Below are 13,157 nucleotides of genomic sequence, written 5' to 3'. Positions count from 1 at the left end.
GTAATCAGCCAGCAGGCGCGCTTGAGCTGCCCCAGCGCGCCGCGTTCCACCAGCTGCTTTGCCTGCTGATAGGCGGTGCTGGCCCGGCGGCAGTAGAGCACCCCGGCGGTGAGCTCCGGGTGGGCACGGCAGGCATCCAGCAGGGCGCGGGCCTCGTCCGCGTCCACCGCCAGCGGCTTTTCGATGAGGGGATGCACTCCGGCCTTCAGCGCCTGCAGCGCCATGGGCACATGCCGGTTGTGGGGCGTGCAGATCATCACCACATCCACAAGGCCGCTGTGCAGCATGGCTTCGTAGTCGGTGAAAAGGGCAGTGTCCGGGGTGCAGAAGGCGTCCCGGGCGCTGGTCAGATGGTCCGGGCTGCGGCTGGACAGAGCGGTGACGCGCCCGCCGGGGATTTTCCCGGCAGCGAACAGGCCCAGATACACCTGAGCAATGGAGCCGATTCCGGCGATGCCTACACGGAGCATGGTCATTTCTCCTTTTTGCGGGGCGCGGCGTTTGGCCGCCCGCCGCCTGGTCAGTTGAAGGTGGTGCGTTCAAACAAATGGGACACCTGCGCCGCCAGCAGGCTGTGCTCCGGGGCGGCGAGCTTGGGGTCCTCTTCCAGCAGCTCATGGGCGCATTTCTGGGCGGCTTCCAATGTGCGGGTGTCGCCCATCAGGTCGGCCAATTGCAGGGTGGGCAGGCCGTGCTGCCGGTCCCCGAAGAAGTCGCCGGGGCCGCGGGTCTCCAGGTCGTATTTGGCGATCTCGAAGCCGTCCTGGGTGTGGCAGAGAAAGCGCAGCCGGTCCCGCACCGCCTCGCCGGTGTGGTCGCTGATGAGGATGCAGTAGGCTTCGCCGCCGCCCCGGCCCACCCGGCCCCGCAGCTGGTGCAGCGCCGACAGGCCGTACCGCTCTGCGTTCTCGATCACCATCACCGTGGCGTTGGGCACGTCCACGCCCACCTCGATCACGGTGGTGGAGACCAGCACATCCAGCTCGCCGTTTTTGAACTGGTCCATCACGGCGGCCTTTTCCTTGGGCTTCAGCTTGCCATGCATCAGGCCGATGCGCCGGTGGGGCAGAAGGGCCTGGGCCACGTCGGTGAGGTAGCTGGTCACCGCCTGCAGGTCCGCCGCGCCGGGCGCGTCGGTGTCACTTTCCTCCACCCGGGGACAGACGATGTAGACCTGGTGGCCCTTGTCAATCTGGTCATCCAAAAAGTGGTACATGTCCCGCCGCTTTTTGCCGGTCACCGCGTAGGTCTTCACCGGCAGACGGCCGGGGGGCAGCTCGTCCAGAATGGAGATGTCCAGGTCGCCGTACATCAAAAGACCCAGGGTGCGGGGAATGGGCGTGGCGCTCATCACCAGCACATGGGGGGCGATGGATTTGTCCGCCAGCAGGCCTCGCTGGCGCACCCCGAACCGGTGCTGCTCGTCCACCACCGCAAAGCCAAGGCGGGCAAACTCCACCCCGCTGCTGATCACCGCGTGGGTGCCCACCACCAGATCCGCTTCGTGTGCGGCGATGGCTGCAAGGGTGGTGCGCTTCTGGGCGGCCTTCATGCCGCCGGTGAGCAGGGCAACCCGCAGCCCGAAGGGCGCGAGAAAGGTCTGTAATGTGGCCGCGTGCTGAGCGGCCAGAATCTCGGTGGGGGCCATGAGGGCGCTCTGGTAGCCGTTCTTCGCCGCCATGTAAACGCCCGCCGCCGCCACCAGCGTTTTGCCGCTGCCCACGTCGCCCTGCAAGAGCCGGTTCATGGGCTGCTTTGCGGCCATGTCGGCGCAGATCTCGGCGGCGGCCCGCCGCTGGGCCCCTGTGGGGGAGAAGGGCAGGCTGTCCCAGAAGGGGGTGAGGCCGGTGGGCTGCATGGGCGCGCCGCTCTTCACCGCGCCCCGGCTTTTTAAAAGGCTCAGACCGAGTTGCAGGGTGAACAGCTCCTCAAACACCAGCCGCCGCCGGGCCGCCGCCAGTGCCTGGGGGGAAGAGGGGTGGTGGATGTTCTTCACTGCCGTCCACTTATCCGGCATGCGGAAACGGGGCAGGTAGTCCGGCGGCAGCGGCTCGGGCAGCGGGTCGGCAGTGGACAGGGCGTTCTCCACACAGCGGGCGATCTGGCCGCTGGCCAGGCCCTCGGTCTGGGGGTAGACCGCCACAAAGGGCTTGCGCTCCACCTCCGCCTGGGTGCGCACGATGGGGTTTGCCATCTCCCGGCGGGAGAGCGCCCCCTTTGCCCGGCCCTCAAAGTAGTATTCCTCGCCCAGCAGCAGCTTGTCCGCCATGAAATGGGTGTTGAACCAGGTGAGGGTCAGGGTGCCGGTATCGTCCGCGGCAGTGGCCTGCACCATGGTGCGGCCGCCGGGCAGGCGCACCGCGCCTTTCTTGGCGCAGACTTCGGCCTTGATGACCACCTCGGCGCCGGAGGGGGCTTCGGCAATGGGGCTGGGCTGGCTGTAGTCGATGTAGCGGCGGGGATAGTGGCAGAGCAGGTCGCCCACGGTGGCGATGCCCAGCCGGGCGAACCGCTCGGCCAGCTTGGGGCCCACGCCCTTGACATATTGAATGGGGGTATCCGGCTTCATGGCGGGGCCTCCTTTTTGGCTTGAGAATCAAAGGGTAGAAAAAGCGCCGCTTGTGTGAGATTGGTCAACACAGGCGGCGCTCAGAATACGCAAAACGCTTTGCGATCAGGGAAGAATTACTCCACGCTGATCATGTAGTAGTAGACGGGCTGGCCGCCGTTGATCAGGGTGACCTCGATGCCGTCGCCCACCTTGGCCTGCACCAGCTCCAGCGTGCGCTGGGCGTCCTCCTCGCTCACGTCGCAGCCGGAGATCAGGGTGATGAAGCTGGTGTCCTTCTTCACCATGCTGCGGGCCAGACGGTAGGTGGTCTTGGTGATGTCGGTGCCGATGTTCACGATCTTGCCGTTCTCCATGGCCATGATCTCGCCCTTCTTGATCTTGTGGCCGTCGAAGTCGCTGTTGCGGGCGGCGAAGGTCACAAGGCCGGTGCTCACCTGACCGGCGGCGTCCATCATGTTGATGGTGTTGGCGTCCACGGTGGCGTCCGGGTCAAAGCTCAGCATGGCGGTGATGCCCTGGGGAATGGTGCGGGTGGGCAGCACCACGATGCGCCGGTCGGCCAGCTTCTGGGCCTGCTCGGCGGCCATGATGATGTTCTTGTTGTTGGGCAGCACGAACACGGTCTTGGCGGGCACGCTCTGCACCGCGGCCACGATGTCCTCGGTGGAGGGGTTCATGGTCTGACCGCCGGAAACCACGGCGGAAACGCCCAGATCGGTGAATACGTTGGCCAGGCCCTCACCGGCAGCCACGGCAACAAAGCCGTACTCCTGGTCCGGGTCCACGGCGGCGTACACGAAGGGGCTGGTCTGCTCGGCCTGCTCGGCTTCCTTCTGCTTCTCCAGGCCCTTGCCCTGCTTCTGGCGGGCCAGGAACTGCTCGTGCATGTTCTCGATCTTGAAGCCGGTCAGGTAGCCGTACTGGATGGCGTGGCTCAGGATCTTGCCGGGGTCGGCGGTGTGCACGTGGCAGTTGATCACATCGTCGTCCTCAATGACCACCACGCTGTCGCCGTTGCTCTCGCAGAAGGCGCGCAGTTTGTCGCTGGAAACGCCCTCGTTCTTGTTCACCAGGAACTGGGTGCAGTAGCCGTTCTTGATGTCCTCAACCTTCATCAGGTCGTCGCTGAACACGCCCTTGCCGGCGGCGTCGCTGGAGTGCTTGACCTTGCTCTGGGTCTGCTCCTCACCCTTCACGGGCTCGCCGCCCTTGAACACGATGTCCATGCCCTCGAAGATCACCATCAGGCCCTGGCCGCCCGCGTCCACCACGCCGGCCTTCTTCAGGACGGGCAGCTGGTTGGGGGTGTTGTCCAGTGCGCGCTGACCGGCGGCCAGCACCAGAGTCCACAGCTCGTTCACATCGGCCAGACCGCTGGCGGTGGCCTCCTCGCTGGCGATGCGGGCCACGGTGAGCATGGTGCCCTCGGTGGGCTTCATCACGGCCTTGTAGGCGGCCTCCACGCCCTTTTCCAGCGCGTGGACCAGATCCTCGGCACCGGCCTCCTTCTTGCCGTCCAGCGCCTTGGACAGGCCGCGGAACAGCAGGCTGGTGATAACGCCGGAGTTGCCGCGGGCGCCCCGCAGCATGGCGGAAGCGGCCACCTTGGCGGCCTCGCCCACGGTGCAGCTGTCGGGCAGGTTTTCCAGCTCACGGGCAGCGGCCATCACGGTCATGCTCATGTTGGTGCCGGTGTCGCCGTCCGGCACGGGGAAAACGTTCAGCTCGTCCACACGGGAGCGCTGGTTGGAGATGTTGTTGGCGCCGGAGATGATGGCGTCACGCAGGATCTTACCGGTAATCATAAGCTATTGCACCTCATGTAAAGTAAAATGTCGTTGTTGTATGGGGCGGGGTCAGTCCGCCACGATGTCGTCCACCGAGACCTCGATGCGGGCCACGGTCAGGCCGGTGGCCTTTTCCACCTCATGCTTGACCTTGTGGGTGATGCTCTTCACGATGGTGGCGATGTTCAGCCCGTAGCCCACCTTGATGTGCAGCTCGATGGTGAGCTGACGGTCCGACTGGGTCACGCGCACGCCCTTTTCCGGGAAATCGCTGCCGAACACCAGGCTCTTCAAATCGTCTCCGCGGCCGCCGGTGGCCATGCCCGCCACGCCGTAGCAGCTGCGCGCCGCCTGGCTCACCAGCTCGGCGAAGTAGTCCGACGTCATGCTTATGGTGCCCATGGGGTTTTGCAATGTGATCATAAACTGCCGCTCCTTTGCATTTGTATCCGCCCGTGGGCGGTGGGGTCGGTTATTCGGCCGCGTCGAAGCGCAGGCCTTCCAGCGAATAGAATACGTTGCTGATGGAACAGCTCAGCCCGCTGATGCCGTTGCTGTGCACCACCGTGCCGTTGCGCCACAATAAGGGCACATAGGGCATTTCGGCGGCAAAGGCCTCTTCCAGCGCGGCGGCGGTGTTCTGGTCTGCCTTAAAGGCGGCGTAGGCGGCGGCGAGCGCTTCGCTCTGCACAATGCCCACACTGGCCTGACCCCCTTCAAAAAAGGGGCTCATATCCATATTATTATACAACTTGACCTCGCCGATGTACAGGTCAAAATCACCAGATGCAACTTTTTGACTGTAAACGTCAAAATCCGGGGTCTCCTCCACCGCCACATAGATGCCGGCCGCGCCCAGCTGCTCCTTGATGAGGGTGGCGGCGTAGCGCTTGTAGGTGTTGCCGCTGTAGACCAGCAGCCGCAGGCTCAGCCGCTCGCCGTCCGCGTTCTGGTAGTAGCCCGCGTCGTCCAGGCTGTAGCCCAGGGCGGCCATGTCGGCCGCGGCCTGGTCGGCGGTCAGCTCGGCGCCCGAGAGGATCACGTGGCCGTCGGCCACGCAGTCGTAGTGGTCGTTGATGCAGCCGGTGGCCGGGTAGGCACGGGAGTAGTAGCTCTTCTGGGCCAGCTGGGTGCGGTCGATCAGCTGGCTGAGCAGGCCGCGCCCGCCGGGCGTGGTGAGCAGGGGGCTTTTTTCGCCGCTCTCCGGCGGGGTGGCGTTGATGCCCAGGAAGACCAGGTTGTTGGTCTTGTAATAGTCCGACACGCTGGAGAAGCCCGCGCGGGTCTGGGCCGAGTCGCTGGCGGTGTACAGGTTGAGGCTGCCCACCGCAAAGCCGGAGACCATTTCCTCGTAGCTGCTCACCTCGGTGAGATAGATGGTGTCCGGCCCGTTTTCCGCGAAGGCGCAGGAGGCGTTGCGCACCAGACTGCCGCTGTCGCCGTAGGTGTAGCGGCCGTTCGGGGTGGGCTGGGCCGAGGCGGTCTCGGCGGCCTTGAGCACCGGAATGTCGCACAGGTAGGCGAACATGGAATCCGGCGCGGACAGGGTCACGGTGACGGTGTCGCCGCTGGCCTTCACCTCGGTCACACCGGCAAAGCGGGCGGCGTAGCGCTCGCTGAGGCGGGCGGCCTCCAGACTGGCGGCGGCATCCTGCGCGGTGACGGCGGTGCCGTCCGCAAAGGTGCAGCCCGGGCGGATGTGGATGGTCACCGTCTCGCCCGCCGATACGATGGAATCCGCCAGCCGGTATTCCAGCGAAAGCTCCGGCGTCAATTCCACCAGGCACTCGAACAGCAGCCCGGCGTTCTGCTCCACCAGGTTGGAGGAGGCGTAGGGGTTGAAGCCCGCCGAGGGGGTGTAGCCCAGCACCAGAGCGGTGGGGGCGCTGGCGCTCTGCTGGGGCACAGAGGCTGCGGAGGAGGCGGACGAAGCCGCCTGCGAGGAAGCGGAGGAAGCGGCATTGCCGCCGCAGCCGGCAAGCAGGGCAAGGCAAAGCGCAAAAGCCGCCAGGCGGCGGAATCGGGCCATGGGCAACACATCCTTTTCAGGTCAGAATCGGTACCTTAAAGCATATCATAAATCGAGGCGGTTGACCAGTGAAACCGGGCAAAAAAGCCCCTTTGCGCCGTCCGGCGCTGCCTTCATAAGTTTTTCACACCCCGAAGGGGAAAATGTGATAAAATAGAAATGCAGAATCCTGGAACAAACATGGAATCCCGGGCCGGAGCATTCCGGCTCGCTTTTTGAGGCAGCGCCGCGTTGTGAACCCTGTGGGGCTGCCGAGTGAGAATGCAGCGCGAAAAGTGAGGTTTTGTGAGTGAATTTGCTGTTCTTTTTAACGCCCAAGCAGGACGTGGCCTTTTTGTATGAGGACTTCACCCTGCGCCAGGCGCTGGAAAAAATGGAGTACCACCGTTATTCCAGCATCCCGGTGCTGAACCGGGTGGGCGAGTATGTGGGCACCATGACCGAGGGCGACCTGCTCTGGGCCATCAAGAACCAGGGCATCGACCTGGACGACGCGGAGGATATTCCGTTAAGCAGCATCCCCCGCAAGCGGGATTACAAGCCCGTGGCCGTGACCACCCAGATGGACGAACTGGTGGCCGCCGCCATGACCCAGAATTTTGTGCCCGTGCTGGACGACAAAAAGAGCTTCATCGGCCTGGTCAAGCGCAATGCCATCATCCAGTATTGCTACGACCGCTACCGGGCGGTGGCCCCCGTGCTGGACAGCCAGAAAACCGGCAAATCGAGCGAAAGAAAGGTGTTTTGACAAATGGAGTATCGCAAGATCGAACCCGCTGCCATCGGCGGCAATCCCTTTGAGCTGATCGGCAAGGAGTGGGCGCTGGTGAGCGCCAAAAAGGCCGACGGCACCGTGAACACCATGACCGTGAGTTGGGGCTCCATGGGTGTTTTGTGGGGCAAGAATGTGGTGCAGATCTATCTGCGCCCCCAGCGCTACACCAAGGAGTTTGTGGACCAGGCCGGCCGCTTCACCCTGAGCTTTTACGGCGAGGGCGCGAAGAAGGAGCTGGGGTATCTGGGCAAGGTGAGCGGCCGGGACGAGGATAAGATCGCGAAGGTTGGCTTCAACGTGCGGGACTTCGACGGCGCGCCCGCCTTTGAGGAGGCCCGGCTGGTGCTGGTCTGCCGCAGCCTTTACGCCCAGTCGCTGGAGCCGGAGTGCTTTTTGCCCGGCAACAGCTGCGATGAGGACTGCTACCCGTTGAAGGACTACCACACCGTGTACGTGGCCGAGATCGAGGCCGTGTACGAGAAGGCGGAATAACCTGATCAAAAGCAGCAAGGCCCCCGGAGGTTTCCGGGGGCCTTTTTCTGTTTGCGTTAAAAGGGAGGTTTATGGGACTGCATTTCCGAGTGGAAATGCTTGAAGTACAAATTATAGGACTGCTTCTTTGGTAGAATAAGACCATCGGAAGGGGGCGCGGCCCCCGAAAGCAACACAAGGAATCAGAAGAAAGGCAGGGTCGAGTATGGATTGCATCATTCGTTACGTGGGGTCTCATGTGGAGGTATACAGCCGGAGCGGCGTTTTTCTGTTCTCGGCCGACAACGCCCGCGAGGCCATGGAGGAGCTGGGCCAGGCGGGCTGAGGCTGCCGGAAGCGGTACACCCGGCACGGCGGAGTGAAAAAGCGCAAATCCCGCCGAAATGTGAAATAAACAGCCCCTTCGGCGCGTTCTATCTATGAAGACAAACCGGAAGGGAGTGTGCCGCCATGACGAAGCAACACGGAGAAAAAAGCGGGAAAATGAGGAAACAGGCGCTGGCCTGTGCGCTGGCCCTCTGTGTGGTGCTGTCCGGCTGCGCCGGGCAGGGGCAGCACTCCCCGGAGGAAAGCAGCCCCGCCAGCGGCAGCGTGATGGCGGGCAGCAGCATTCCCCAGACCGGTCAGGATGCCATGGCCTTTCTGGAGGGCAGCCTGCGCCCCTATGAGGGAGGCGTGGAGTTCACTCTGCCCGAGGGCTGGCCCGGCGAGGACTGGAACATCCAGATCAGCGGCCGCGCCGCCATGGGCGAGGGCGGTATGAGCATCCACCTGATGGAAAAGGAGAACGCCGGAAAGGCCTGGAAGGCGGGGCAGACCTATCAGATCGAGTGCGCCCAGGGCTATCTGGACCTGAACCTGAGCGCCTGCCTCTATTCCGACGAGGAGGCGGAGCTGTCGGTGGATCTGCTGGCTCTGGCCCAGGGGCAGCCCCAGCCCCAGGCACCCGCCGCCCCGGAGGCTCAGCCGGTGGAAAGCATTCCACAGAGCACCAGCGAGCAGGATATGATCCAGCGGGTGAGCGCCACCTTCCCCGCCTATCAGGAGGGCCGGAGCGAGTATAACGGAGAATATTATGACCAGGCCCCCTTCACCGCCAGCTTCCTTCTGCCCCAGGGCTGGAGCCTGAAGGAGCCGGAGAAGGCCGACCGGGTCTTCGACCAGGGCATGAACACCCAGCTTCTGGTCTGCGACAGCGCGGGCAATGCGGTGGGCCGCATCGGCTACGGGCTGATCGAGGCCGCCGAGCCGGGGAATGAACCGGAGGCCGGGGAGGAGTACAAGCTGGTGTACTGTTATCTGCGCACACCCTCCAGCTGCTTCTGGGAGGACTACCGGGTGGTAAAGCGCACCGCGTCCGGCGAAAATGCGGTGGCCACGGTGCATTACGGCCAGACAGAGCCGGGCGAAAGCGCGGCGGCTGCCCAAGAGCATACCGCCCACGGGGCGCTGGCCTACGACAAGGAGCTGGGGGTCTATGTGGCCCTGCGCATGGAGGAGGACGCCCCCCTCACCGCCGACCAGGTGGAAGCGCTGGCTCAGAGCCTGACCCTGGCAGCCGCCGCCTGAGCCGGCTCGAAAAGCCAAAAAAGAACAAAAAACCAGCCGCCGCAACGGAACCGGTTGCGGCGGCTGGTTTTGTTTTGGATTGCAGGGGCTTGTCCCGCGTTTACACGCTTACACGTAGAACAGCATGGTGCTGTAGCTGGGCAGGGGCCAGTACTCGGCACCGCAGATGGACTCGGCGGCATCGGCGGCGGCGCGCAGGTCGGCCATGGCGGGCAGTACCACGTCGTGGTAGCAGCGGGCGGTGGCCAGTGCGCCTTCGCTGCGCTCGGCCTTCTCCACGCAGGCCTCCAGACGGTCGGCTGCGTCGCTCATGGCGTCGGTGTAGTTGGTCAGCTGGCGCAGCACCTTCTCCTCAGCCTTGCAGCTGATGCCCGGGCAGGCGGACTTCTTCCGGTTCATGCCCTTGGCAATGTCGCCCATGTAGCGGCTGGCGGCGGGCACCAGCTGGCGGCGGGCCATTTCCAGCATGGTCACGGCCTCGATGTGGCGAACCTTGGCGTAGTTCTCCAGCTTTACCTCGTAGCGGCTGCGGCACTCGGCCTCGTTCAGCACGCCCATCTGCTCGAACAGAGCGATGTTCTTCGGGGCCACGAAGGCGCCCAGGGCTTCGCAGGCGCTGGGCTCGTTCTTCAGGCCGCGGCGGGCGGCCTCCTCTTCCCATTCCTTGCTGTAGCCGTTGCCGTTGAAGATCACCCGCTTGTGGTCGCGGATGGTGCGCTTGATCAGGGCCACCACGGCCTTGTCGAAGTCCTCGGCCTGCTCCAGCTCGTCGGCGTAGCCCTTCAGCTCCTTGGCCACGGCGGTGTTCAGCACGGTGTTGGCGTCGGAGATGTTCACCGAGGAGCCGGGCATGCGGAACTCGAACTTGTTGCCGGTGAAGGCAAAGGGGCTGGTGCGGTTGCGGTCGGTGTCGTCCTTGGCGAACTGGGGCAGGACCTCCACGCCCAGGTCGATCTTGGCGGCGGCGGGGGCCACGTACTCGCTGCCGGAGGCGATGGCATCCAGAATGCCCTCCAGCACCTCGCCCATGAAGATGGACACGATGGCCGGGGGCGCCTCGTTGCCGCCAAGGCGGTGCTCGTTGCCCGCGCCCACGATGCTCATGCGCAAAAGGTCGTTGTATTCATCCACGGCCTTGATGATGGCGGCCAGGAAGATCAGGAACTGCAGGTTGTCCTTGGGGGTGTCGCCCGGGTCCAGCAGGTTCATGCCGGGGGCGGACAGGGACCAGTTGTTGTGCTTGCCGCTGCCGTTCACGCCCTCGAAGGGTTTTTCGTGCAGCAGGCACACCAGACCGTGCTTCGGGGCCAGCTTTTTCATCATCTCCATGGTGAGCAGGTTGTGGTCCACAGCCACGTTGCACCGGTCGAAGATGGGGGCCAGCTCGTGCTGACAGGGGGCGACCTCGTTGTGCTTGGTCTTGGCGGAAACGCCCAGCTTCCACAGCTCCTGGTCCAGATCCTTCATAAAGGCGGACACTTCCCCGCGCAGCGCGCCGAAGTAGTGCTCCTCCATCTCCTGGCCCTTGGAGGGGGCAGCGCCGAACAGGGTGCGGCCGGTGAGGATCAGGTCCTCACGGGCGGCGTAATGCTCCTTCTTGATCAGGAAGTACTCCTGCTCGGGGCCCACGGTCACATCCACATGGCTGACCTCCTTGCCGAACAGGTGCAGCACCCGCTTGGCCTGGGTGGTCACGGCCTTCATGCTGCGCAGCAGGGGGGTCTTCTTGTCCAGCGCCTCGCCGGTCCAGCTGCAGAAGGCGGTGGGGATGCAGAGGGTGCCGTCCTTGATGAAGGCATAGCTGGTGGGGTCCCAGGCGGTGTAGCCGCGGGCCTCGGCGGTGGCGCGCAGGCCGCCGTTGGGGAAGCTGGAAGCGTCGGACTCGCCCTTCACCAGCTCCTTGCCGGAGAACTCCATGATGGCGGTGCCGTCCTTGTTGGGGCTCAAAAAGCTGTCGTGCTTTTCGCTGGTGATGCCGGTGAGCGGCTGGAACCAGTGGGTGTAATGGGTGGCGCCGTTTTCAATGGCCCAGTCCCGCATGACGCTGGCCACGACGTTGGCCAGGTCCAGATCCAGTGCCGCGCCCCGCTGCAGGGTGGCTTTCAGGCTTTTGTAGGTGGCGCTGGGCAGGCGCTCCTTCATCACATGCTCGTTGAACACGAGCGAACCGTAGATCTCTTTGGTGTTGGCTGGTGCCATAACTGTTCCTCCCTCACGAAAGGCCGGACGGGCCCGGCGGTTTCCCATACGAATATTTCACAAAAAATTATATGGTTTTTTACACGCGCCGTCAATTCAAAACAAGGGCCCGGCCTTGCAGTTTGGCGGGTTTGCAAAGACCGGGCCCACGCGGGCAAAAATTGTTGGTGACAGTGCCGAGAACCGGCGGCGAAAAGTGTGATTTTTCCCCCGCCTTTCCGGCGGCGGGAAAGGCCCTTGCGGGCGGCAGCGTGCCGGTTCGGGCGGAGCTGGGCCGGATCGCCGGTCAGATCACCTGGAACAGGAAGAATTTCAGGTAGTTGGTCTCCTCCACGTTCCACAGGATGGGGTGGTCCGGGGACTGCTGGCGCACCTCGATCTGGCGCAGCTGGCGGCCGGCGTCCGCTGCGGCGCTTTTCAGCATCTTGATGAACATCTCCTCGGTGGCAAAGTGGCTGCAGCTGGCGGTGGCCAGGTAGCCGCCCCGGGGCAGCAGCTTCATGGCCCGGTAGTTGATCTCCTTATAGCCCCGCATGGCGTTGGCCGCGGTCTTGCGGGCCTTGGTGAAGGCGGGCGGGTCCAGAATGATGAAGTCGTAGTTGTGGGTGCCCTCCAGAGTGGGCAGCAGCTCGAACACATCGGTGCAGACAAAGTCCATCCGGTCCTCAAGGCCGTTGCGCCGGGCGTTGGCCCGGGCCATGTCCACCGCGGTCTGGCTCACATCCACCGCGGTCACGTGGGCGGCTCCGCCGTAGGCGGCGTTCAGCGCAAAGCTGCCGGTGTGGGTGAAGCAGTCCAGCACCCGCTTGCCCCGGGCCAGCTTTGCCACCTGGCGGCGGTTGTATTTCTGGTCCAGGAAAAAGCCGGTCTTCTGGCCGTTCTCAAAATCCACCGCGTAGCGTACCCCGTTCTCGCAGATCTCGGTGACGGTGGAGACGGGGTGGTCCTCGCCGTGCAGCTCGAACCAGCCCTTGTTTTCAAACAGGCCCTCCCGGGCGCGCAGGGCCACATCGTTGCGCTCGTAAATGCCGCTGATGATCTGGCCGTCGGCGCGCAGCACATCCACCAGCAAAGGGAACAGCTGGGCCTTGCGGATCTCCATGCCGTAGGACAGGGTCTGGGTGACCAGAATGTCGCCGAAGCGGTCCACGGTGAGGCCGGGCATCTGGTCCGCCTCGCCGAAGATCACCCGGCAGCAGGAAAGGTCCTCCTCACCCATCACGGTCTTGCGGTAGGCCCAGGCGTATTCAAAGCGCCGCCGCCAGAAGGCCTCGTCGAAGCTGTCGTTGGCGTTACGGCTAATCAGCCGGATGCGGATCTTGCTCTCCCAGCTCAGAAAACCCGTGCCCAGGTAACGGCCCTTGCCGCTCAGCACATCCACCAGCGCGCCGTTTTCCGGCTGCGATTCCGGCTGGCCGGTCAGCTCGTCGGCATAGACCCAGGGATGGCCGCTGAGAATGCTGTTCTCGGCCTTCTTGGTCACGGTGTAAACGGGGTAGGGACGGGTCTGTTTCATGGTACACTTTCCTTTCCTGACGGTTTCTTTTATAATAAAACCGAGCGTTTGTGCGGGGCCGCCCGGCCCCGACTGCAAAAATTTTCACTATTAATTCCAGTATACCCGGTTTGCATCCCGGTGGCAAGCGAAATCCGCCGCCGGTGCAGGCCGCGAAAAAGGAGAAAAGACCATGGAGATCGAACGCAAATGGCTGGTGAAGGGCTGGCCCCAGGGCC

10 protein-coding genes are annotated in these 13,157 nt (G+C 63.9%); 3 read left to right on the top strand and 7 right to left on the bottom strand.

Features of this window, described 5'->3' with window-relative positions; translation table 11 throughout:
• The 5 genes from J7G73_RS09840 to J7G73_RS09820 form a co-directional block, all read right to left on the bottom strand.
• Positions 1–470: Gfo/Idh/MocA family oxidoreductase (locus J7G73_RS09840; protein WP_291246114.1), on the bottom strand; the 470-nt coding region annotated here is incomplete at its 3' end.
• Between the two features lie 50 nt (positions 471–520).
• Positions 521–2,569, bottom strand: a complete 2,049-nt coding sequence (gene recG, locus J7G73_RS09835) for an ATP-dependent DNA helicase RecG (protein ID WP_291246113.1) — start codon at positions 2,567–2,569, stop codon at positions 521–523.
• A 116-nt stretch (positions 2,570–2,685) separates the two neighbouring features.
• Complete coding sequence (locus tag J7G73_RS09830) at positions 2,686–4,377, bottom strand: DAK2 domain-containing protein (RefSeq protein ID WP_291246112.1); 1,692 nt, start codon at positions 4,375–4,377, stop codon at positions 2,686–2,688.
• A 51-nt stretch (positions 4,378–4,428) separates the two neighbouring features.
• A complete protein-coding gene (locus J7G73_RS09825; protein WP_087182992.1) occupies positions 4,429–4,782 on the bottom strand; it encodes an Asp23/Gls24 family envelope stress response protein in 354 nt (117 codons plus the stop codon).
• 49 nt (positions 4,783–4,831) lie between these two features.
• On the bottom strand, positions 4,832–6,388 hold the full coding sequence (locus J7G73_RS09820; protein ID WP_291246111.1) for an ABC transporter substrate-binding protein: 1,557 nt from the start codon (positions 6,386–6,388) through the stop codon (positions 4,832–4,834).
• Positions 6,389–6,677: 289 nt separating this feature from the next.
• Here J7G73_RS09820 and J7G73_RS09815 point away from each other — a divergent pair, with 289 nt between their 5' ends.
• The 3 genes from J7G73_RS09815 (at position 6,678) to J7G73_RS09805 (ending at position 9,224) form a co-directional block, all read left to right on the top strand.
• A complete protein-coding gene (locus J7G73_RS09815) occupies positions 6,678–7,136 on the top strand; it encodes a CBS domain-containing protein (RefSeq protein ID WP_087294096.1) in 459 nt (152 codons plus the stop codon).
• Between the two features lie 3 nt (positions 7,137–7,139).
• Positions 7,140–7,655 (top strand): flavin reductase, encoded by a 516-nt coding sequence (locus J7G73_RS09810; RefSeq protein ID WP_291246110.1) that lies wholly within the window; start codon positions 7,140–7,142, stop codon positions 7,653–7,655.
• A gap of 483 nt (positions 7,656–8,138) precedes the next feature.
• On the top strand, positions 8,139–9,224 hold the full coding sequence (locus tag J7G73_RS09805) for a hypothetical protein (RefSeq protein ID WP_291246109.1): 1,086 nt from the start codon (positions 8,139–8,141) through the stop codon (positions 9,222–9,224).
• Between the two features lie 108 nt (positions 9,225–9,332).
• Here the strand turns inward: J7G73_RS09805 and J7G73_RS09800 are convergent, their stop codons facing one another.
• Both J7G73_RS09800 and J7G73_RS09795 read right to left on the bottom strand, forming a co-directional pair.
• A complete protein-coding gene (locus J7G73_RS09800; protein WP_291246108.1) occupies positions 9,333–11,423 on the bottom strand; it encodes a glutamine synthetase III in 2,091 nt (696 codons plus the stop codon).
• Positions 11,424–11,709: 286 nt separating this feature from the next.
• On the bottom strand, positions 11,710–12,939 hold the full coding sequence (locus J7G73_RS09795) for a class I SAM-dependent rRNA methyltransferase (RefSeq protein ID WP_291246107.1): 1,230 nt from the start codon (positions 12,937–12,939) through the stop codon (positions 11,710–11,712).
• Positions 12,940–13,157 lie beyond the last annotated feature (218 nt).

This window comes from Allofournierella sp., from assembly GCF_017889395.1.
GTDB lineage: Bacteria > Bacillota > Clostridia > Oscillospirales > Ruminococcaceae > Allofournierella.
This window is presented reverse-complemented; position numbering and strand designations above follow the sequence as displayed.